Below are 22968 nucleotides of genomic sequence, written 5' to 3' on the forward strand. Positions count from 1 at the left end.
CTGCGGAGCGGCTTTTTTTAATGAAACGTTTGTTTAAAGATAATGCGCGTATTTCTTCTCAAGGATATTCTGAAAAGCCGCCGCAACGGAGCAGATGGCCCAATAAATGAGTGCGGTCAGAATATACATGGTCATGTAATCAAACTCTCGGCCCCCGATAATTTTCGCATGCTGGAGCAATTCCGGCACTGTAATCATCGCGGCGAGCGAGGATGCCTTGATCAAATCGAGCAATACATTGGCGAGCGGAGGCAGCGCAATGCGGATCGATTGCGGCAAAATGATACCCCTCATCGTCTGCCAATAGGAAAGACCGAGCGAGGATGCAGCTTCCCACTGTCCTTTTTCAACGGATGAAATGGCTGAACGGTTAATTTCCGCAATATAAGCGGCGCTGTTGAGGCTAAAGCCGATCAAGGCGGCCGTAACGGCAGAAAATTCAATGCCGATATAAGGGAATCCAAAATAAAGGATAAACAGGATCACCAAAATCGGAACGCCGCGCATAAAAGAAATGTAGAGACGCGCCGGCCATCTCAGCAGGGCAATCTTAGACATTCTGGCGAGCGATATAAACAGCCCGATTACCGTTCCCGCAAACATGCTGACAAAAGAAATAAGCAACGTGTACCCTATACCCTTTATGACATAAGGAAACGATTCAATCGCCAGCTGTGTGTTGAAAATATATTCCCACTGAATGCTGTACATCATGGCGTCTGATTACAGGTCAACGTCTTGAACGTCGACATCCAGTTTCTTTGATACATCCGCTTTATTAAAGAATTGTTTCGACAGCTTTGTCAAAGTGCCGTCCTTGCTCATCTTTTTCAGCGTCTCGTTCATTTGTTTCTGAAGCTCAGTATTGCTTTTTTTCATGACAAGCGCCTGTTCATTCGGCATGTACTTGATGTCAGGATGGATCGTTATGTTAAGATCCGGGAATGCCGCGAGTGCCAGTGTCTGCAGGTAATAGTCGTTTAAGATGACATCAGTGCGGCCGTTGGCAACATCTTTTAAATACTGCTCGTTTGTCGCGTTATCATAAATGACTTCTTGTGCGCCGTATTTTCTGGCAACGTCCATATAGACAGTTGTCGCTGCGCCAGCCGCTTTTTTCCCTTTTAAATCTTTCAGTGTTTTAATCCCTGATAAATCATCTTTTCGGACAATTGCTGTGCCATATGAATATTTATAAGGAGAAGAAAACGCGAACTTTTTCTCGCGGTCCTTTGTCACATCTATATCATTGGCGGCAGCGTCAACCTGGCCGCTGTTCACCGCTGTCAGCATCCCGTCGATGCCCATTTCCTTGAACTCGACTTTGAGTCCGAGACGTTTAGCCGCTTCTCGAACAACTTCAACCTCATAGCCTGTCAGTTGATCCTTGCCTGAATCGGTATCATGATAGGACGTAGGATAAAGTGTGCCGGACGTAGCAACGACGATTTTTCCTTTTTCTTTGATCTGCTCCCAGCCTGTATCCTTGGAATCTGCTTCATTTTTGCCGGAACAGGCTGCCAATATAAGAAAGAAAGCCATTGTGAAACTGAATATAACGGCTTTGGATTGCTTGAATGATTTCACCTATGTTTCCCCCAATCTGTTAATCAACTAAAAAGATAGCATTGAACATAAGGGGTTGCAATATGTTGATGGCGTTTTCAAAAAGTTCGAATTGTGTATACAAATGAAGCTGCGAGTTTAAAAGCAGCCGGGAAGGGAAGGAGTCATAAAAAAGGAGTTGGCCAAGGATGAAAGCACTGACATACCAAGGGAAAGAGCATGTGGAAGTGAAAGAGGTTGAAGCTCCCCGGATTCAGGATGCGAGAGATGCTATTATCCGCATTACGGCAACAGGTATTTGCGGCTCTGATCTTCATTTGTATAAAAACGGGATTCCGGCTGCGCCGGATTATATTATCGGACATGAACCGATGGGAATAGTTGAAGAGACCGGAAGCGAGGTTCAAGCACTAAAAAAAGGCGATCGTGTCGTGATTCCGTTTAACATTGGGTGCGGCGAATGCTTTTATTGCAAGCATCAAATGGAGAGCCAGTGCGACGAATCAAATCCAAACCCGCATACCGATGCCGGCGGTTTATTTGGTTTCTCTAAAGATAACGGCAATTTTCCCGGAGGACAGGCTGAATACTTGCGGGTGCCGTTTGCTGATTTTTCATCCTTCAAAGTTCCTGCCGACAGTGAGCTTAAGGATGAACAGGTCTTGTTTCTATCCGACGTGATGCCGACAGCATATTGGAGCGTGGAGCACAGCGGAGTGAAAAAAGGCGATACCGTCTTGATTCTGGGAGCGGGGCCGATTGGATTAATGGCGCAAAAATTCGCTTGGATAAAGGGAGCGAAACGCGTCATCTCCGTTGATCAAGTTCCTCACCGCCTGGAGCATGCAAAACGGACAAACAGCGTGGAAACGTTCAACTTTACAGAACATGATGAGATCGGGAAGCTTCTTTATGATGAAACGGACGGCGGAGCGGATGTCGTTATTGATTGTGTCGGAATGGACGGGACCCCGCTGTCGAAAGAAAAAGCGTCTGAAAAGCCGAACCAATTCGGAACCATCAGCCCGATTCTCACCGCGTCTGAAGCAGTCAGAAAGTTCGGCACAGTTCAGCTGACAGGGGCATATATTTCTCAAGCGGACGGTTTTCCGCTCGGCGATTTCTTCACCCGCAATGTCTCTGTCAAAATGGGACAGGCACCCGTCATTCATCTGATGCCGATGCTGTATCAAATGGTTGAGCAGCAAGAAATTGATCCTACTGATATCATTACGCACAAATTAAGTCTTGCTGATGCCCCTAGAGCTTATGATATATTCGATAAGAAAGAAGACGGCAACATCAAAGTCATATTGAAACCATAATGGGGGAGTTACATGAACATCTACAAACCAGCCGGATTTTGGATCAGACTAGGAGCTTCATTACTGGATTACATTATTGTCTCGGTGCCCCTTTTGCTGATCTATTGGCTGATCACAGGAAAAGACCCGAACGAAAGCATGATCATCAGCCTGATCGTTTTCCTGTACTCTATTTTGCTGCCGGTATTTTGGCAAGGCTATCTCATCGGAAAAAGGATTTGCGGAATCAGAATCGTAAAAAAAGACGGGTCACAGGTCGGCCTGGTAACCATGATTATGCGAGTCATCATTGCCGGACTGGTTTACGGCATAACCTTCGGGCTTGGCTTAATTGTCAGCCTGTTTATGATCGGGCTGAGAGAAGACAAACGGACGCTGCATGATTTTATCGCAGGAACATACGTTACTTACGCATCACCGGGAGAAGAAGAACTATATACGGACGAACAGATCAGAAAGGGCGAATAATGGTTCGCTCTTTCTATTTTGTATGCATAAAAAAACAGAATGAAGCAAAATATATGAAAAAAAGATAGGAGGAATAAACTGGGTGAAAAAACTGAAAGTCAATATCATCGGAATGCTCATTGCCGCGGCTGTTATTTCTTTAACTGGCACAGCTGAAGCAGCGGAAAAACAGAATCAGCAGCCGCCTGCAAACGTTACACTGACTGAACAGCAAAAGAAAGAAATTGAACAGCTGGAAGCAGACATATTAAAAAAACGCAAGGATGTCATCTTAAAGTATGTAGAATACGGAATTCTGCCTAAAGAAAGAGGAGATCACATCAAAAATCACATGGTCAAACACTTTGAAATGATGAAACAAAATGGCTTTGTTCCGAAGCCTCATCCTCATCCGCATAAATTTGAAAAGAGACATTAGGCTGTAAGCATCCAATTGAGGTTGGGTGCTTTTTTGATTAAAGTTATTATCCAATATGATATTAATTGAAGTTTTTTATAAATTTGTATCGTTAAAAAAGAATATATCGTATTATAAGATGTAAAGAGAGGTGTGAAAAATGGAACTGGATTTCATAAATAAACTAAATCAGCAGTGGACCGATATCTACTATTCATTACACTACAAGCAAAAAGATAACATTTCTCATCAGGCGATACGACTCATGCAGCATATTGAAAAGCAAGGTGAGGCAACAATAGGAGCTTTAGCAGAGTATTTGTCTGTCTCTCATAATACAGCATCTGAACATACAAAACGGTTGATTCAAAAGGGATTGGCAGCTAAACGTCGAAGTCAGCAAGATGAACGAAAGGTACTGGTAGTTTTAACAAAGGAAGGGCGCTCTGTTCTTGAACAGCATACACAGCTGGACAAAGAGAAATTAAAAGAAATAATTGAACGAATAAGCGCATCGGAAAAGGAATTGATTCAACAAGCATTAGAAATTTTAAGCAAGGAAGCTAAACAATGGCGGTAATCAGTAAAGTAATCATCTCAGCACTGATTATTGGATTCGTTACTGAAATATCAAAAAGACATCCAACCTATGGAGGGATTATTGCAGCTTTGCCCTTGGTCAGCTTGTTAAGCCTTTTCTGGATGAAAATGCAGGGCGAAAATACAGCACAATTGAGTCAATTTGCGTCTGGTGTGCTCAAGGGACTACCTGCTACGGTTTGTTTGCTCGCGATAATGATGATTTTATTGAAAGCTAATGTACCATTCTGGTTAGCGCTATGCTTTGGAATCTTAGGATGGATGGCTTTTTTGCTACTGCAAAAGATTTTTTTTAATATATTCATTTAACACGAGAGGAGAAGCTATGTTTTTAAAAAGAGTAACACTCCTTAGAGATAAGATCCCGTCCTTTAACAGATACCCATTCACTATCCCTGCTGTAAGTCAATTACACGACATTTTATTTACCAGAGAAGTGACTTTTTTTGTCGGTGAAAATGGCTCGGGGAAATCAACGTTGCTTGAAGCAATTGCTGATAAGTGTGAATTTAATACAGCGGGCGGCAGCCGTAATAATATCTATGAATTGCAGGAGTCAGACTCTCATTTGGGAGATTACATACGTTTATCATGGCTTCCTAAGATCACAAATGGTTTTTTCTTAAGAGCAGAATCGTTTTATCAGCTTTCTCTTCATCTTGATGAAGTGGAACGAGATGCTCCGCAGCCATATCTCTCCTATGGCGGAAGGCCGCTGCACAAGCAATCGCATGGTGAGTCTTTTATGTCGCTGTTTCAACATCGTTTTAAAGGAAAAGCCATTTATCTTTTAGATGAGCCTGAAGCTGCTCTTTCTCCCTCACGGCAGTTAGCTTTTTTGAGAGTCATACACGATTTAGTGAAAGGCGGAAATGTACAGTTCATCATTGCCACTCACTCTCCAATTTTGCTGGGGTATCCGAATGCTGACATTTTCAGCTTTGACGGGGGCAGTATTCATCATACAGAATACGAAAGCACTGAACACGTCCAGTTAACCAGATATTTTCTTGAACAAAGAGAGAAAATATTAGCTGAGCTGTTCCGGGATTAACATCGTGTTGCTATGAAACGCGTTTCATAGCCTATGATAGGCTTATCAAATATTTCAGGAGTGATTAACACAATGATCCATCAACATCCAGAATCTTTTCCGAAACATTTTTTATGGGGCTCGGCTTCAGCAGCTTACCAGGTTGAAGGAGCTTGGAACGAAGATGGCAAAGGCCCTTCTGTATGGGACGTGTTTACGAAAATCCCGGGCAAAACGTTTAAGGGCACCAATGGTGATGTTGCAGTTGACCATTATCACCGTTATAAGGAAGATGTCGCTCTGATGGCTGAGATGGGGCTGAAGGCATATCGATTCTCTGTCAGCTGGCCGCGTATTTTTCCAAAAGGAAAAGGAGAAATCAATAAAGCCGGTCTGGCATTTTACGATAACCTGATTGATGAATTGCTTTCTCATAACATAGAACCGGTTTTGACTTTATATCACTGGGATTTGCCTCAGGCGCTTATGGACGAGTATGGCGGATTTGAGTCGAGAAACATCATAGAGGATTTTAATCATTACTGCATTACTCTTTATAAACGCTTTGGGCAGAAAGTGAAATATTGGGTAACGTTAAATGAACAAAACTACAATTTTAATCACGGTTTTCTAACAGCTATGCATCCGCCTGGCGTGAAGGATAGAAAACGATTTTACGAAGCAAATCATATTGCGTTTCTGGCAAATGCGAAAGCCATTGAGTCCTTCAGAAAATATGTGCCCGAAGGCAAAATAGGACCAAGCTTTGCTTATTCTCCCGCATACCCTTTAACCAGTCATCCAGAGGACATTACGGCATTTGAAAATGCTGAAGAATTTATGAATAATTGGTGGCTGGATATGTACTGCTGGGGAACCTACCCGCAAATTCCTTTCCGCTATTTAGAAAAACAGGGATGGGCGCCGACAGTCGAACCGGGTGATATGGAGCTGCTTGCCAAAGGGAAGCCGGATTTTGTAGGTGTCAACTATTATCAAACGATTACTTACGAACGAAATCCGCTCGACGGTGTTTCAGAAGGGAAAATGAATACGACGGGACAAAAAGGGACCAATCAGGAAACAGGGATGCCGGGACTATTTAAAACTAAGAAAAACCCGAACCTAACAACGAGCAATTGGGATTGGACGATTGATCCGGTAGGATTGCGTATCGGGCTTCGCCGTATTACGACACGTTATCAGCTTCCTGTGTTTATTACAGAAAACGGTTTAGGAGAATTCGATAAAGTTGAAGACGGCACTATACATGATGATTATAGAATTGATTATTTGCAATCGCATCTTGAGCAATGCAGACAGGCCATTAGTGATGGAGTCGATTTGATTGGATATTGCAGCTGGTCCTTTACTGATCTGTTAAGCTGGCTGAACGGTTATCAAAAAAGATACGGCTTTGTTTATGTGAATCGTGACGAAGAGAATGAACATGACTTAAAACGATTGAAGAAAAAAAGCTTTTATTGGTATCAGGATGTCATTAAGACAAATGGAGAAAATGTATAAAGAGTCCCTGAGAGTATTCCTCTCAGGGCTTTTCATTAGACGGAAACAGCATCAATGATATAAGTGTCAGCGTGCAGATCTGACAGCTCAGCCGGTACAGTGTAGCATGTGAATTGATAGTCTCCTTTAGGAAGGTCAAAGGACAGCCTCTTGGACATGATGCTTTCAATTTCAATTCCGTCTGTTGTGACGTGAAAAGGAACAGTCACTTTTTTTTCATAGGATGCGACTGTTTCTGAACTGTTAAGGCGCAAAAGAATATATACCTTTGAATTCCGCTGTGCCTCAAACGAAATGGCTTCGTCCGCTTCCGCATAACCTTTTTCAATTGCTTCATCTGTCCAATCGATGACTGGCGGTGCGGAACCCTTTTGAAATACAGTAAATTGATGATATGAAATCGTCAGTTCTTGCGGCTTCCATGATTTGATCAATGTGCTGTTCCTCCTCTTTTAACTGTTTACTGAATCGTAAATAAAACCTTTGTGCCGTCAGGGTAATCGGTCAGCTGATGCCCGACCCAGGAGCCTGCGCCGCGATTGTCAGCGGGAGAAATATATTCTACAGAAGCCCCTTCACCGCCTTCTTTGCACATGGCCATTGGCCATTCATCTCGGTCATACCCTGTTTTGGAAGGTACGTCTTTTAATGATTGTTCGCGGCGTTCCTCAGCTCCGTCTCTGTCTATGGTGCACACATCTGAATGCCCCTCACTTATTGCGTCCTTGATATGATTTGCTGTCTCAGGATAACGCTCAGAAGGGAAGGCCAGTGTTTCGTCATATTCTTCTGTTTGAGACGTTTTTTGATCGTCTGAGAAAAAGTCTCCCTTAATCAGGCCAACAGCTGCAGCTGCTATGACGACTATTACGAGAAGTAAAGTTTTTATAATGTCCATTCGTGATGATCACCTCCCGCGTCAGCAACTTTAAAACTGCTCCAAGAGTAATGCAGAAAGGGCTGGGTGTAAAGATTAAAATTTTTTGTTTTGTCTTAGGTTTACTGCAGAAATCATAATTTTAGCAGATCGAAATATTCATTTTTAAAAAATAACGTTATCAAATTGAAATATTGATACTAGATTATAGGCTGTTTTCAGGTTGATCAATCATTTTAAATTGGATTATGATACTCGTAAGCTCTTCAGCCAATTGAGATAACGTTTCTGAGGCTGCAGTAATCTCTTCCATTGCAGCAAATTGCTCTTCTGTTAAAGCGGCCGCCTGCCGGGTACTCTCTGTTGATTCTTTAATGTCTGTTGTATTGGCGGCAAAGGATTCGTTTATTTTTTGCGTACTTGCTGAAATGTTGGTAACAGATGCTGATAAATCGCTGATTTCCGCAGTGATTTCATCTGTTGCGGCTGCAATTTCTTTAAATGCGTCTCTGGTGCGGTGAATCATGTTTACACCTTCAGCAGCTTCTGTTTTCACATGTTCAACAGACTGCGCAGATTCAGTCATATCATTTTTTATCTCAGCGATTAATGTGGAAATCTGTCCGACAGACCGTTGAGATTCCTCTGCTAATTTGCGAACTTCATCAGCAACAACGGCAAAGCCTTTACCGTGTTCTCCGGCTCGGGCAGCTTCAATTGCTGCATTAAGAGCAAGCAGGTTTGTCTGATCGGCAATTTGAGTGATAACGGATAAAATTTGTTCAATTTGTTTAGAACGGCCGTCCAGCTGCTGAATGATCTCTCCGCTTTTTTCAATCGAATGGTGAATGGTATCCATTTGTGCCTGAACATTTGAAATTTCATTTTGGCCAATGTCTGCTTTTGATTGCGCAAGCTGCCCTTTCTCAGCAATGGCAGCAGTATTTGAAGAAATATGCCATATGTCAGCTGTTGTTTGCTCCAGTGATTTTTCACTGTTTTCGATTCGTGTGATTTGATGCTTGGCACCGTTTGCAATTTGCTGAACAGCTTCTGTGATCTTTTCGGAGGCTTGATTGGTTTCTTCTGCTCCGGCTGAAAGCTGCTGAGAGGCTGATGCAAGCTGAAGGGCGGATTGCTGTACCGTTTGGATTGTCTGATTCAGCTTCATTCTCATCTTATTATAGTAGACACTCAGTTCTGCTAACTCATCAGCGGACTTGTCTGAAACTTCTATTGTCATATCTCCGTTTCCGGCGCTTTCAAAGGCGTATTTTAATACGTTCAGCCTCCGGTTGACTCTTTTGGTGAAAAGCAAAACAAGGATGACAGATATCATAATAACTACAGCAAGAACGATAGCGAATTGAGTGAACAGCGATTGGGTAAGCGATGCTAAAATGCTTTGATTGGCTCCTGTATACAGCATACCGATAATGTTGCCTTCCTTATTTTTTAAGGGCATATATGCTGTTTGATAAGAGGAGCCTGCCACATCTGCTTGTCCGTAGAATTGCTTCCCGTTTTTTAAAACAGCGTCAGTGACCTCAGCAGAAGCTTGAGTGCCGACAGCTCTTTCGCCGTCTTTCATTACGTTGGTTGCGACACGTGTATCTCCTTGGAAAATCGTGACGGTGTCACCTGTTTTTTTGCCAAGCAGATCAACAATTTCTTCATTTCCGTTTATTTGTGTCTCGCCTTTATACAGCTTATCGTTTTTTAACTCCCAGTTCCCTAAAATCACGTCGTCAATATACGTGCTGCTTAAAGCAAGATCTCCTTTCGCCTTTTCAGTGGCCATTTTTTTCATGCTGCTTGTAATGTCCTTAAGCATCACGGCGCCGACTGATAGAGAAAACAATAGAATAACCGCGAAGACCAAGCCGAGAATTTTAGTTCCAAGCTTTAACTTGATTTGTTTTTTCAACATAATTCCTCCCTTTGTTTGTAGGTCATATTACTTATCGGATTTTTGGGTTTGAAGTTTTATTTTAGGGGATATTAAAACCGGCCTGATCTCCAGGCCGGCTGTGTGACGCTATTCAAGGTTTGCGTGGTAAGTGAACATGGTTTCAGAATCGAGTCCTTTTTTCTCCATGAGTTTTAAAATTATTGCATCATAGAAAAGCAGCAATGTTTGCTCAAACAATGAACCCATTGGTTGCATCGTTTTATAGCTTCCGTTTGACTGGTCTTTAGGAGAGCCAGGCATTTTGACGATGAGATCCGATTGTTTTCCGATGCTCGAATCCGGATTGATGGTTAAAGCGGCAACGATCCCGTGTAAGCTTTTTGCTTTTGCTGCTGTATGGATCAAGCTCTTTGTCTCGCCTGATCCTGAGCCGATAATGACGAGATCTCCTTCGCGGAGCGGCGGAGTGAGAATCTCACCGACAATATGAGCGTTAAAGCCCATGTGCATCAATCTCATCGCGAAGGATTTTGCCATCAGGCCAGACCGCCCCGCGCCCGCTGTGAAAATTTGATTGGACGAAAGAATGTGATCGGCAAGCTGATCAGCTTCTTCATTAGAAATATAAGCCGCTGAACGGTGTAATTCATTGAGAATTTCCGTTACGTATTCAGTTGTTTTCATTTTATTTATCCTTGGGCAATAAGCTGTTTCATTTTTGAAGCTGTTTCTGCTTTATCGGCTGCGCTTGTAATTCCGCCCCCAACAATGACAAGGTCAGGGTTTTGTTTGATCACTTCTGGCAGTGTATCAAGTTTGATGCCTCCTGCAATTGCGGTTTTTGCGTTTTTTACGGTATTTTTGATGGTCGTTAATTCTTCGAAAGAGTTTTTGCCCTCTGCTTGAAGATCATAACCAGTGTGGACGCAGATGTAGTCAACACCGAGTGCGTCAATTTCCTTCGCACGGGATTCAATATCTTTCACGTTAATCATGTCCACTAAGATTTTCTTCTTCTGTTTTTTGGCTTCTTCTACTGCGCCTTTAATTGTTGCATCGTCTGTAGCCCCTAAAACGGTGATGATGTCAGCTCCAGCTTCCGACGCTTTCATAATTTCGTATCCGCCGGCATCCATGATTTTCAGGTCTGCCAGGACCTTCAATTGCGGAAATGTTTCTTTTATTTCTTTAACGGCTCTAAGGCCTTCATTAATGACAACCGGTGTTCCGATCTCAACCACGTCGATGTATTGTTCCACTTCTTTGACAAGCTCGATGGCTTCCGGGATATTTACCAGGTCTAATGCCAGCTGTAATTCCATTGTTGATCCACTCCCTTATTCGAATTATTTTTCATTCTATAGGTTCCCTCTTTAGCTGAGAAGTAGGCACTTTGAAGTCAACTAGTTACTTGGAGGATACTGTGAGAAGAGGCAATCAGATTTCTTTCGCTTGGTTTTATGAGTGAGTATAATGAAAAAGAGTCTGCCAAAAAGTAAGTAAGTGATGATACGTATCTAACATACAAAAAGTATACTAAGGGGGGATTTCTTTTGAGCCGGATGGACGACAAACGGTTTAATTGTGAGAAGGAATTAACGCTTGCGGTGATCGGCGGCAAATGGAAAATGCTCATTTTGTGGCATTTAGGAAAAGAAGGCACAAAACGTTTTAATGAATTGAAAGCTTTGATTCCTGATATTACGCAGAAGATCCTCGTGAATCAGCTGAGAGAGCTTGAGCAGGATATGATTGTTCACCGGGAAGTGTATCCGGTTGTCCCGCCGAAGGTTGAATATTCCTTGACCCCGCAAGGAGAAAGCCTGATGCCTATTCTTGATGCCATGCATGAGTGGGGGAAAGGCTATATGGAATTGATTGATATCGACAAAAATGTCATGAAGGAATCGTTGTAAGGCGCTCTTGGCTAAGGGTGTCTTTTTTTTTGCCTGTTTTTCGGTTTTTGCGCGGTAAACATAAGGGATGTAAAGATTGTAAATGGCTTTCAACAATAAATGGGAAATAGGGTGAGAGTGTATTTTAAACATTTTTATTTTTCTGTAAATAATGTTTAGTGGAAATTATTGCGGTATCCCGCAAAAATATCCCAGTGAATAAACTGGAATCTTTTCGGTATCCCGCATGAAACTTTTCACCCATTTTTCGGTGATAAAAACATTTTTTTCATTTAAAGTGAACGTTAGAAAGGTTAAAAATATTGAAAACAATGAAGAAATAGGCAAAAATGTTTCACTTTAGGGCAAGAGGGCTTGCGGTCTTTATCTGCCTGTGCCTGACACCGCAATCAATGCATACGGCTGGCGTTTTTTAGGTCGCTTTGTGTTTTTTGTTTGGATGCAACGCTTTTGAGAAGTAGTACTTTCGGCTTTTTGGGCGGTTAGTTCATTGGATTCAAAAGCTGTCAAAGGATACGAAAGAGAAATAATCCTGCACATGTTACAGATTATTGAAGATTAGGGGAGGTAAGATAATATGGAAATAACTTTTTAACCTTTAACGGATGCTCAAAAACGAATTTGGTATACAGAAAAATTTTATCCTCAAACGAGTATTTCAAATCTTGCGGGGATTGGTAAGCTGGTTTCAACTGAAGAAATTGACTGGAAGCTTGTGGAGCAAGCGATTCAAGAGTTTGTCCGCAGAAATGACGCAATGCGTCTTCGTTTGCGTCTCGATGAAAATGGAGAGCCCGTTCAATATATAAGCGAGTATCGGCCTGTTGATATAAAACATACTGACACCACCGGAGATCCGAATGCGATAGAATCTGTTTCACAATGGGGCCGGGAGGAAACGAAAAAACCTCTGCCTCTGTACGATTGTGATTTATTCCGATTTTCCCTGTTTACCATCAAAGAAAATGAAGTATGGTTTTACGTAAATGTTCATCATGTGATTTCTGACGGGATCTCCATGAACATCCTCGGAAACGCCATTATGCACATTTACTTGGAATTAGCAGGCGGCTCAGAAACAAAAAAGGAATCTCGCATTCATTTATCGATCATGTTTTGTCTGAACAGGACTATGCTCAATCGAAGCGGTTTGAAAAAGATAAAGCGTTCTGGAACAAGCAATTTGAAACGGTGCCTGAACTCGTTTCCCTGAAACGGAATGCTCCTGCAGGCGGAAGTTTAGATGCTGAGAGATTCTCTCAAGATGTGCCTGAGGCGCTGCATCAGCAAATTTTATCCTTTTGTGAGGAGCATAAGGTCAGCGTTTTATCGGTGTTTCAATCGGTGCTTGCCGCCTACTTGTACAGAGTCAGCGGGCAGAATGATGTGGTAACTGGTACATTTATGGGCAACCGGACAAATGCGAAAGAAAAGCAGATGCTCGGCATGTTTGTTTCTACGGTTCCGCTTCGGGCAAACATTGACGGCGGACAGGCGTTTTTTGATTTTGTTAAAGACCGGATGAAGGATTTAATGAAAACTCTTCGCCATCAAAAGTACCCGTATAATCTTCTCATCAATGATCTTCGTGAAACAAAAAGCTCTGTGACAAAGCTGTTTACCGTTTCTCTTGAATATCAGGTGATGCAGTGGCAGAAAGAAGAAAATCTTTCCTTTTTGACTGAGCCCATTTTCAGCGGAAGCGGATTAAATGATGTTTCGATTCATGTGAAGGATCGCTGGGATACTGGGAAACTTACAATTGACTTTGACTACCGTACTGATTTAATGACGCGTGAAGAAATCGAAATTGTTTGTGAACGCATGATGACATTGCTTGAGAACGCACTTACGCACCCGAATCATACGATTGATGAATTGACACTGATTTCTGAGGCGGAAAAAGAGCGGCTGCTATTGCGGGCCGGGGGTGAACCGGTCAATTACCGCAAGAACATGACGATTCCGGCGCTGTTTCAAGAAAAGGCTGAATCGCTTGCTGATCAGCCTGCGGTTGTGTTTGAAAATCGAGCATTGTCCTATCAAACGTTACATGAACAATCATCACGCATTGCCAGTGTGCTGAAAGAGAAGGGTGTCCGTGCAGACAGCCCGGTTGCCGTTTTGCTCGAACGTTCTGAACGAATGATCACGGCCATTATGGGGATTTTAAAAGCCGGCGGAGCCTATGTGCCGATTGACCCCGAGTTTCCGGCAGAGCGCATCCAATTTATTTTGGAGGACTGCGGTGCGGATTTCGTCTTGACTGAATCGAAGGTTGCGTCTCCAGGTGCATCTGCTGAGCTTATTGACTTTGATCAGGCGATTGCAGGCGGTACAGATGCTATTTCGGATGTCAATGTGAATGCCGATCATCTTGCTTACATTATTTATACGTCGGGGACAACCGGACGTCCAAAAGGAGTGATGATCGAGCATCGCCAGGTTCATCATTTGGTTGAATCTCTGCAGCAGACCGTTTATCAGAGTGAGAGCCAAACCCTGCGGATGGCATTGCTTGCGCCGTTCCACTTTGATGCGTCAGTGAAACAGATTTTCGCGTCGCTTCTTTTGGGACAGACCCTTTATATTGTACCGAAGAACACGGTGACGAATGGCGCTGCTCTTGCTGAGTATTACCGCAGACACGGGATTGAGGCGACGGACGGAACACCGGCCCATCTGCAAATGCTGATTGCTGCGGGAGATTTGACTGGTCTTAAGCTCAAACACCTGCTGATTGGCGGGGAAGGTCTTTCTTCCGTTGTGGCGGACAAGCTTCTGACATTGTTTAAAGAAGCGGGTGCCGTTCCTCGTTTGACCAATGTGTACGGGCCGACTGAAACGTGTGTGGATGCTTCCGTTCATCCGGTCCACCCGGACAGTTCAGTTCAATCAGCGTATGTGCCAATCGGTAAAGCACTTGGGAATAACCGCTTGTATATTTTGGATACAAAAGGTCGTCTGCAGCCGGAAGGCGTGGCGGGCGAGCTGTATATCGCGGGTGACGGTGTAGGACGAGGTTACTTAAACCTTCCGGAATTGACAGCTGAGAAATTTTCACAAGACCCGTTTGTGCCCGGTGACAGCATGTATCGTACCGGAGATGTGGTGCGCTGGCTTCCAGATGGAACGATCGAATACTTAGGAAGAGAAGATGATCAGGTCAAAGTTCGCGGATACCGCATTGAGCTTGGAGAAATTGAAGCCGTGCTTCAGCAGGCGCCTGATGTTGCCAAAGCTGTCGTCTTGGCGAGGCCTGACGACCAAGGGAATCTTGAGGTTTGTGCGTATGTTGTGCAAAAGGAGGGAAGCGAATTTGCTCCAGCACGTTTGCGGGAACACGCGGCAAAACAGCTTCCTGACTATATGGTGCCGGCTTACATCACAGAAATCACAGAAATCCCGCTCACACCAAGCGGTAAAGTTGACCGCCGCAAGCTGTTTGCGCTTGAGGTAAAAGCGGTAAGCGGAACAGCTTATACCGCACCTCGAAACGAAATGGAAAAAGCAATCGCTGAGATTTGGCAGGATGTGCTGAACGTTGAGAAAGCCGGGGTCTTTGACAATTTCTTTGAAACGGGCGGTCATTCATTGAAGGCCATGACGCTTTTAACAAAGATTCATAAGGAGACGGGCGCTGACATCCCGCTGCAATATGTGTTTGAGCATCCGACCATCGCCGCTCTTGCTGAGGCGGCCGAGCGTGAAGAAGGCAGGACGTTTGCGGCAATTGAGCCAGCTGAAAAACAGGAACATTACCCGCTTTCTTTGGCGCAGCAGCGGACGTATATTGTCAGCCAATTCGAAGATGCGGGAGTCGGATATAACATGCCGGCGGCAGCTATTTTAGAGGGGCCTTTAGACATTCAAAAACTGGAACGCGCATTTGACGGGTTAATCAGCCGCCACGAGTCACTGAGGACGTCATTTGTGCTTGAAGGCAGTACGCCGAGACAGAAAATTCATGACAGTGTTCAGTTCAACGTCGAGATGATTGAAAGAAGCGGCCGCTCAAATGAGGAGGTTATGACTTCTTTTGTCCGCCGGTTTGACTTATCGAAAGCGCCGCTGTTGAGAATCGGATTGATGGAGCTTGAAGAAAACCGTCATATGCTTCTGTTTGATATGCACCATTTGATTTCTGACGGTGTTTCCATCGGCATTATTTTGGAGGAACTGGCACAGATTTACCGCGGTGAACAGCTTCCTGAGCTCCGTCTTCAGTATAAAGATTACGCCGTCTGGCAAAGCGCGCAGGCTGCTGAAGGATACCAGGAGGATCAGGCGTATTGGAAGGAAGCCTTTGCGGGCGAGCTTCCAGTGCTTCAGCTTCTATCCGATTATCCGAGACCGCCTGTCCAAAGCTTTGAAGGAGACCGGGTTTCCATCAAGCTGGATGCGGAGTTAAAGAATCGCCTGTATCGTTTAGCTGAAAAAAATGGCGCCACACTTTATATGGTTATGCTGTCAGCCTACTATACGCTCCTGTCTAAATATACGGGGCAGGATGACATCATTGTCGGCACCCCGTCAGCGGGCAGACATCATTCTGACACAGAGGGCATTGTCGGCATGTTCGTCAATACGCTCGCGATTCGCAGCGAAGTGAAGCAGGATGAGACCTTTAACAGCCTGCTCACACGTGTGCGCCAGCAGGTTCTGGATGCTTTTTCTCATCAGGATTATCCATTTGAATGGCTCGTTGAAGACCTGAACATACCGCGTGATATCAGCAGGCATCCATTGTTTGACACGATGTTCAGTCTCCAAAACGCAACGGCGGGCATTCCGGCTGTCGGTGATTTGACATTGTCGATTCATGAGACCAATTTCAACATTGCCAAATTTGATGTAACGGTTCAGGCAAGAGAAACGGACCAAGGCATTGATCTTGATTTAGACTACAGCACAAAACTGTTTAAACGAAGCACGGCAGACAGGCTGCTCACGCATTTTGCGCGGTTGCTTGAAGATGTAGCGGCTGAGCCTGAGAAACCAATTTCTGAATACAATCTTCTTTCTGAACAGGAAGCCGTTTCACAAATTCAGCAGTTTAACCCGGAAAGAACGCCTTATCCGAAAGACAAAACGATTGTTCAGCTGTTTGAGGAGCAGGCTGCCAAAACGCCGGATCGTCCGGCACTTCAATATGAAGGGCAATCGCTCACATATCGTGAGCTGAATGAACGGGCCAACCGTTTAGCGCGCGGCATTCTTTCAATGGGAGCAGGCGAAAGCAGGACAGCGGCCGTCCTATGTGAACGGTCAATGGACATGATTGTGTCAATCCTGGCGGTATTAAAATCCGGTTCGGCTTATGTACCGATTGATCCGGAACACCCGATTCAGCGGATGCAGCATTTCTTCCAAGACAGCGGAGCGAAAGTGCTTCTCACCCAGAAGAAATTAAAGGCGTTAGCGGAAAAAGCGGAATTCGAAGGCGTCATCGTGCTCGCTGATGAGGACGATAGCTATCACGACGATGCGCAAAACCTCGCTCTGCCGTTTGATTCGGCGGCTATGGCCAACCTAACGTATACATCCGGAACGACAGGAACGCCAAAGGGGAATATCGTGACACATGCCAATATTCTGCGCACGGTTAAGCAGACGAATTATCTCAGCATTACGGAACAGGATACGATACTCGGACTCTCAAACTATGTATTTGACGCATTTATGTTTGATGTGTTCGGTTCTCTTTTAAACGGCGCGAAGCTTGTCATCGTTCCGAAAGAAACAGTTCTGGACATGGCTCGTCTTTCTCGCGTCATTGATCGGGAGAACATCAGCATTCTCATGATCACGACAGCTCTGTTCCACCTTCTTGTGGACTTGAATCCGACATGCTTGTCGACTTTGCGCAAGATTATGTTCGGAGGAGAACGGGCTTCTGTAGATCATGTGAAAAAAGCGCTGCAGACCGTTGGAAAAGGCAAGCTGCTTCACATGTACGGCCCATCTGAAAGCACGGTTTTCGCGACGTATCATCCGGTTGATGAATTAGATGAGCACACGATGTCCGTTCCGATTGGAAAACCGGTCAGCAATACGGAAGTATACATTCTTGACCGCGCGGGACATGTTCAGCCTGCCGGCATCGCCGGAGAACTGTGTGTCAGCGGAGAAGGCCTCGTGAAAGGCTATTACAACCGACCTGAACTGACTGAGGAGAAATTTGTGCCGCATCCGTTTAAAAAAGGCGAACGCATGTATAAAACAGGTGACTTGGCAAGATGGCTGCCGAATGGCGATATCGAATTTATCGGACGGATCGACCACCAGGTGAAAATCCGAGGACAGCGCATTGAGCTCGGAGAAATTGAGCACCAGCTGCAAAGCCACGATCGTGTGCAGGAGAGCGTTGTGCTTGCCGTCGATCAAGGTGCGGGAGACAAACTGCTTTGCGCGTACTTTGTCGGACAGGGTGAAATTACAGCGCAAGAGCTGAGAGAGCATACGGCAAAGGATCTGCCGGCTTACATGATTCCTGCGGTATTTATCCAAATGGACGAGCTGCCTCTGACCGGAAACGGAAAAATCGACCGTCGGGCGCTTCCGCTTCCTGACGCCAACATCTCAAATGGTGTTTCATATGTTGCGCCGCGCAATGAAATAGAACAAAAAGTCGCAGACATTTGGGCACAGGTGCTTCAGGTTGAACAGATCGGCATCTATGACCAATTCTTTGATATCGGCGGACACTCGTTAGCGGGGATGAAGATGCTTGCCTTGATTCATCAGGAACTGGGCGCCGAACTTTCTCTGAAGGATCTTTTCCAATCACCGACCGTTGAAAGCTTAGCGCAGGCTATTGCCGCCGCTGAAAAAGGAACAGCGATCAGCATCAGACCGGCAAAGAAACAAGAGACTTATCCTGTTTCTTCTCCGCAAAAACGGATGTACGTGCTTCAGCAGCTTGAAGGAGCGGACACAAGCTACAACATGCCATCGGTTCTGCGCCTGAAGGGTCATTTGGATGTTGAAAGGCTCAAATGCGTAATGAATCAGTTAATGGAGCGCCATGAAGCCTTCAGAACAACCTTTGAAATAAAAGACGGAGAAACGGTGCAGCGAATCTGGGATGAAGCAGCGTTTGATATGGCATATTTTGAAGCTCCAGAAGAAGAGACCGAGCGGATCGTTTCTGAGTTTATCCGTCCGTTCACACTTGACCGGCTGCCGCTGTTCAGAATGGGACTGATCAAGCTTTCAGAAACTGAGCATCTGCTGCTGTTTGATATGCACCATATTATTTCTGACGGAGCGTCTGTCGGCGTGCTGATTGATGAACTCTCGAAGCTGTACGATGGAGAAAGCCTTGAGCCGCTTCATATTCAATATAAGGATTATGCCGTGTGGCAGCAGCAGTTTATTCAGTCCGAGCTTTACCGGAAGCAAGAGGAGCATTGGCTGAAGGAGCTTGAAGGAGAGCTGCCGGTGCTGACTCTTCCAACTGATTACAGCCGTCCTGCGGTTCAAACGTTTGAGGGAGACCGGATTGCATTTTCATTAGATGCAAGAAAAGCAGATGCTCTTCGCAGGCTCGCGAAGGAAACGGATTCCACCTTGTATATGGTTCTTCTGGCGTCTTACAGCGCGTTTTTATCAAAATTGAGCGGGCAAAACGATATCATTGTTGGCTCGCCGGTAGCCGGGCGCTCTCAAGCAGACATCAGCCGCGTCATCGGCATGTTTGTCAATACGCTGGCGCTGCGCACGTATCCGAAGGGCGATAAGACGTTTGCGGATTATCTTGGCGAAGTGAAAGAAACAGCACTTAGCGCATTTGAAGCGCAGGATTACCCGCTTGAAGACCTGATCGGAAAAGTTCAGGTTCACCGTGACACAAGCAGAAACCCTTTATTTGACGCAGTATTTTCTATGCAAAATGCGAACATTAAAGATTTAACGATGAAAGGGGTCGAGCTTGAACCGCATCCGTTTGAGCGGAAAACGGCCAAGTTTGATATCACGCTGACAGCTGACGAAACCGGCGAAGGGCTCACATTTGTTCTTGAATACAATACGGCGCTGTTTACAAGGGAAACGATTGAACGATGGAAGCAATACTGGATTCAGCTTTTAGGAGCAGTAACAGAACATCCAAACCAGCCGCTTTCCGGCCTGTCACTCGTCAACGAGACAGAAAAACAAACGCTCTTGGAGGCATGGAAAGGAAAAACACTGCCTGTGCCGACAGACAAAACGGTTCATCAGCTGTTTGAAGAAACGGCTCAGCGCCACAAAGACCTCCCGGCTGTCACGTATAACGGGCAGTCATGGACGTACGGTGAGCTGAATGCGAAGGCAAACCGTCTGGCGCGGATTCTGATTGACTGCGGCATCGGCGCGGATGAGCGTGTCGGCATTCTCACGAAGCCGTCGCTTGAAATGTCTGCTGCGGTGCTCGGTGTCCTGAAGGCAGGAGCGGCATTTGTGCCGATTGATCCTGACTATCCGGATCAGCGGATTGAATATATCCTACAGGACAGCGGCGCGAAACTTCTCTTGAAACAAGAAGGCATCTCAGTGCCGGACAGCTACACGGGCGAGGTCATTCTTCTTGACGGCAACCGCACAATACTGAGTCTGCCGCTTGATGAAAACGACGAGGAAAATCCGCAGACCGACACAACCGCGGATCACCTTGCTTATATGATTTACACGTCAGGAACGACCGGACAGCCGAAGGGTGTAATGATCGAGCACCATGCGCTTGTGAACCTGTGCTTCTGGCACCACGACGCATTTGGCATGACGGCGGAGGATCGCAGTGCGAAGTACGCGGGCTTCGGGTTCGACGCTTCCATTTGGGAGATGTTCCCGACCTGGACGATCGGCGCCGAGCTTCATGTCATTGATGAAGCGATCCGCCTTGATATCACCCGCCTGAATGACTATTTCGAAACGCACAACGTCACAATCACCTTCCTGCCGACACAGCTGGCGGAACAGTTCATGGAGCTAGAGAACACATCACTCCGCGTATTGCTGACAGGCGGAGACAAACTGAAGCGTGCGGTTAAGCAGCCGTACACGATTGTTAACAACTATGGGCCGACCGAAAACACTGTCGTTGCGACGAGCGCAGAAATCAATCCGGAGGAAGGCTCGCTTTCCATCGGTCGCGCGATCGCCAATACGAGAGTGTACATTCTCAGCGAAAGCCATCAGGTTCAGCCGGAAGGCGTAGCCGGAGAGCTTTGTGTGGCGGGGCGCGGACTGGCGCGCGGCTATCTGAACAGGGAAGACGAAACCGCGAAGCGGTTTGTCCCCGATCCGTTCGTGCCGGGTGAACGCATGTACAAAACAGGCGATTTGGTGAAATGGACGAACGGCGGCATTGAATACATCGGCCGGATCGACCAGCAGGTCAAAGTCCGCGGCTACCGAATCGAGCTGTCAGAAATTGAAGTGCAGCTGGCCCAGCTTTCTCAGGTGCAGGATGCGGCAGTGACAGCTGTAAAAGATAAAGGCGGCAATACAGCGATCGCGGCGTATGTCACACCGGAAACAGCTGACATAGAAGCGCTGAAATCAGCACTGAAGGAAACCCTGCCAGACTACATGATCCCGGCTTTCTGGGTGACATTAAACGAGCTTCCGGTTACCGCAAACGGCAAAGTAGACCGCAAAGCACTGCCGGAGCCGGATATCGAAGCAGGGGGCGGAGAATACAAAGCGCCGTCCACTGACATGGAAGAGCTGCTTGCCGGCATTTGGCAGGACGTTCTCGGTATTTCTGAAGTAGGTGTCAGCGACAATTTCTTCTCGCTCGGCGGAGATTCCATTAAAGGCATCCAGATGGCGAGCCGCTTGAACCAGCACGGCTGGAAGCTGGAAATGAAGGATCTCTTCCAGCACCCGACGATTGAAGAACTGACACAATATGTGGAGCGTGCCGAAGGCAAACAGGCAGACCAAGGCCCTGTGGAGGGCGAAGTTATCCTGACGCCGATCCAGCGCTGGTTCTTTGAAAAGAATTTCACAAACAAACACCATTGGAACCAGTCGGTCATGCTTCATTCTGCGAAGGGCTTCGATCCGGAACGGGTTGAAAAGACATTGCAGGCACTGATTGAACATCATGACGCACTTCGCATGGTCTACCGCGAGGAACAAGGGGAGATCGTTCAGTTTAATAAAGGGCTTGATGCTGTGTCTGTCCACTTGGAGATCGCCAAGCTTGAGGGGCAGGCTATAGATCATGAAGACCGCATAGAGAGAGAAGCGGAGCGTCTGCAAAGCAGCATCGATTTGAATGAAGGCGGCTTGTTAAAAGCAGGCTTGTTCCAGGCAGAAGACGGAGATCACTTGCTGCTTGTGATTCACCACTTAGTGGTTGACGGTATATCGTGGCGGATTTTACTGGAGGATTTCGCCGCGGTTTATACACAGCTGGAGCAAGGGAACGAGCCGGTTCTTCCGCAGAAAACCCATTCGTTTGCGGAGTATGCGGAGAGATTACAAGACTTCGCAAATTCTAAGGCCTTTTTGAAAGAAAAAGAGTATTGGAAACAGCTTGAAGAACAGACTGTCCCGATGAAGCTTCCGAAGGACCGCGAATCTAGTGATCAGCGAATGAAACATACAAAGACAATCGAATTTTCGCTGACTGCTGAAGAGACAGAACAGCTTACCACCAAGGTGCATGAGGCTTATCATACAGAAATGAATGATATTTTGCTGACGGCATTCGGATTGGCGATGAAGGAGTGGACAGGTCAGGAGCAAGTGAGTGTTCATTTAGAGGGGCATGGACGTGAAGATATCGTAGAAGACCTGACCATTTCCCGGACAGTCGGCTGGTTTACGAGTATGTTCCCGATGGTGCTGGATATGAAGCACGCGGATGATCTGGCTTATCAGCTGAAGCAAATGAAAGAAGACATCAGACATATCCCGAATAAGGGAGTGGGCTACGGCATTTTGCGCTATTTGGCGGCGCCGGAGCATAAAGAAGATGTGGCGTTCTCCATTCAGCCGGATATCAGCTTTAACTATTTAGGACAGTTCGATGAAATGTCGGATGCAGGTTTATTCACGAGATCAGAGCTGCCGTCAGGACAGTCATTAAGCCCGGAAACGGAAAAACCGAACGCGCTTGATGTAGTCGGATATATTGAAAACGGAAAACTGACGATGTCACTGGCCTATCACTCTCTCGAATTTCATGAAAAAACGATACAGACATTCAGTGACAGCTTTAAGGCCCATCTTCATAGAATCATTGAACATTGCCTATCTCAAGATGGCACGGAACTGACGCCGAGTGACCTTGGCGACGACGATTTGACGCTGGATGAGCTTGATAAATTAATGGAAATTTTTTAATAGAGGT

General features: G+C 45.7%; 15 protein-coding genes and 1 pseudogene. 9 read left to right on the forward strand and 7 right to left on the reverse strand.

The window, feature by feature from the left end; translation table 11 throughout:
- Positions 1-33 precede the first annotated feature (33 nt).
- The gene (locus tag AU387_RS00930; protein WP_026014657.1) at positions 34-714 is read right to left on the reverse strand and encodes an amino acid ABC transporter permease; all 681 of its coding nucleotides are present in this window, start codon (positions 712-714) and stop codon (positions 34-36) included.
- Between the two features lie 9 nt (positions 715-723).
- On the reverse strand, positions 724-1587 hold the full coding sequence (locus AU387_RS00935) for a transporter substrate-binding domain-containing protein (protein WP_082687802.1): 864 nt from the start codon (positions 1585-1587) through the stop codon (positions 724-726).
- 167 nt (positions 1588-1754) lie between these two features.
- On the opposite strand from AU387_RS00935, the gene AU387_RS00940 reads away from it, so the two are divergent.
- The 7 genes from AU387_RS00940 (at position 1755) to AU387_RS00970 (ending at position 6916) form a co-directional block, all read left to right on the forward strand.
- On the forward strand, positions 1755-2891 hold the full coding sequence (locus AU387_RS00940; RefSeq protein ID WP_059334467.1) for a zinc-dependent alcohol dehydrogenase: 1137 nt from the start codon (positions 1755-1757) through the stop codon (positions 2889-2891).
- A 12-nt stretch (positions 2892-2903) separates the two neighbouring features.
- Positions 2904-3359, forward strand: coding sequence for an RDD family protein (locus AU387_RS00945; RefSeq protein ID WP_059334468.1), 456 nt, complete (start codon positions 2904-2906; stop codon positions 3357-3359).
- 112 nt (positions 3360-3471) lie between these two features.
- Positions 3472-3777: a YckD family protein gene (locus AU387_RS00950; RefSeq protein WP_415868808.1), complete on the forward strand. Its 306-nt coding sequence runs from the start codon at positions 3472-3474 to the stop codon at positions 3775-3777.
- Between the two features lie 139 nt (positions 3778-3916).
- Positions 3917-4336, forward strand: a complete 420-nt coding sequence (locus AU387_RS00955) for a MarR family winged helix-turn-helix transcriptional regulator (protein WP_059334470.1) — start codon at positions 3917-3919, stop codon at positions 4334-4336.
- Entirely contained in the window at positions 4327-4665 is a 339-nt protein-coding gene (locus AU387_RS00960) for a DUF3147 family protein (protein WP_059334471.1), read from the forward strand. The genes AU387_RS00955 and AU387_RS00960 overlap by 10 nt, the downstream gene beginning before the upstream one ends.
- A gap of 16 nt (positions 4666-4681) precedes the next feature.
- Positions 4682-5410 carry an AAA family ATPase gene (locus AU387_RS00965; protein WP_059334472.1) on the forward strand — a complete coding sequence of 243 codons (729 nt, stop codon included), beginning with the start codon at positions 4682-4684 and terminating at the stop codon, positions 5408-5410.
- A gap of 72 nt (positions 5411-5482) precedes the next feature.
- The gene (locus tag AU387_RS00970) at positions 5483-6916 is read left to right on the forward strand and encodes a glycoside hydrolase family 1 protein (RefSeq protein WP_044161931.1); all 1434 of its coding nucleotides are present in this window, start codon (positions 5483-5485) and stop codon (positions 6914-6916) included.
- A gap of 35 nt (positions 6917-6951) precedes the next feature.
- Here AU387_RS00970 and AU387_RS00975 read toward each other — a convergent pair whose 3' ends face one another.
- The 5 genes from AU387_RS00975 to hxlA form a co-directional block, all read right to left on the reverse strand.
- Positions 6952-7350, reverse strand: a complete 399-nt coding sequence (locus AU387_RS00975) for a competence protein ComJ (protein WP_024120177.1) — start codon at positions 7348-7350, stop codon at positions 6952-6954.
- Positions 7351-7376: 26 nt separating this feature from the next.
- Positions 7377-7814: a DNA-entry nuclease gene (gene nucA, locus AU387_RS00980; protein WP_024120178.1), complete on the reverse strand. Its 438-nt coding sequence runs from the start codon at positions 7812-7814 to the stop codon at positions 7377-7379.
- A 184-nt stretch (positions 7815-7998) separates the two neighbouring features.
- On the reverse strand, positions 7999-9723 hold the full coding sequence (tlpC, locus tag AU387_RS00985; RefSeq protein WP_059334473.1) for a methyl-accepting chemotaxis protein TlpC: 1725 nt from the start codon (positions 9721-9723) through the stop codon (positions 7999-8001).
- Between the two features lie 108 nt (positions 9724-9831).
- A complete protein-coding gene (gene hxlB / locus AU387_RS00990; protein WP_059334474.1) occupies positions 9832-10389 on the reverse strand; it encodes a 6-phospho-3-hexuloisomerase in 558 nt (185 codons plus the stop codon).
- A gap of 5 nt (positions 10390-10394) precedes the next feature.
- On the reverse strand, positions 10395-11027 hold the full coding sequence (hxlA, locus tag AU387_RS00995; protein ID WP_003224929.1) for a 3-hexulose-6-phosphate synthase: 633 nt from the start codon (positions 11025-11027) through the stop codon (positions 10395-10397).
- Positions 11028-11258: 231 nt separating this feature from the next.
- Here hxlA and hxlR point away from each other — a divergent pair, with 231 nt between their 5' ends.
- Positions 11259-11621: a transcriptional activator HxlR gene (hxlR, locus tag AU387_RS01000; RefSeq protein ID WP_044161922.1), complete on the forward strand. Its 363-nt coding sequence runs from the start codon at positions 11259-11261 to the stop codon at positions 11619-11621.
- A gap of 619 nt (positions 11622-12240) precedes the next feature.
- A pseudogene (gene srfAA / locus AU387_RS01005) lies at positions 12241-22961 on the forward strand (surfactin non-ribosomal peptide synthetase SrfAA).
- Positions 22962-22968 lie beyond the last annotated feature (7 nt).

This window comes from Bacillus halotolerans, assembly GCF_001517105.1.
Taxonomy (GTDB): Bacteria; Bacillota; Bacilli; order Bacillales; family Bacillaceae; genus Bacillus; species Bacillus halotolerans.

Coding starts and splice junctions, on each gene's coding strand:
- AU387_RS00930 (WP_026014657.1), bottom strand. CDS start 714: ATGATGTACAGCATTCAGTGGGAATATATTTTCAACACACAGCTGGCG.
- AU387_RS00945 (WP_059334468.1), top strand. CDS start 2,904: ATGAACATCTACAAACCAGCCGGATTTTGGATCAGACTAGGAGCTTCA.
- nucA (WP_024120178.1), bottom strand. CDS start 7,814: ATGGACATTATAAAAACTTTACTTCTCGTAATAGTCGTCATAGCAGCT.
- AU387_RS00965 (WP_059334472.1), top strand. CDS start 4,682: ATGTTTTTAAAAAGAGTAACACTCCTTAGAGATAAGATCCCGTCCTTT.
- hxlA (WP_003224929.1), bottom strand. CDS start 11,027: ATGGAATTACAGCTGGCATTAGACCTGGTAAATATCCCGGAAGCCATC.
- AU387_RS00940 (WP_059334467.1), top strand. CDS start 1,755: ATGAAAGCACTGACATACCAAGGGAAAGAGCATGTGGAAGTGAAAGAG.
- AU387_RS00955 (WP_059334470.1), top strand. CDS start 3,917: ATGGAACTGGATTTCATAAATAAACTAAATCAGCAGTGGACCGATATC.
- AU387_RS00960 (WP_059334471.1), top strand. CDS start 4,327: ATGGCGGTAATCAGTAAAGTAATCATCTCAGCACTGATTATTGGATTC.
- AU387_RS00950 (WP_415868808.1), top strand. CDS start 3,472: ATGCTCATTGCCGCGGCTGTTATTTCTTTAACTGGCACAGCTGAAGCA.
- AU387_RS00970 (WP_044161931.1), top strand. CDS start 5,483: ATGATCCATCAACATCCAGAATCTTTTCCGAAACATTTTTTATGGGGC.
- hxlB (WP_059334474.1), bottom strand. CDS start 10,389: ATGAAAACAACTGAATACGTAACGGAAATTCTCAATGAATTACACCGT.
- tlpC (WP_059334473.1), bottom strand. CDS start 9,723: ATGTTGAAAAAACAAATCAAGTTAAAGCTTGGAACTAAAATTCTCGGC.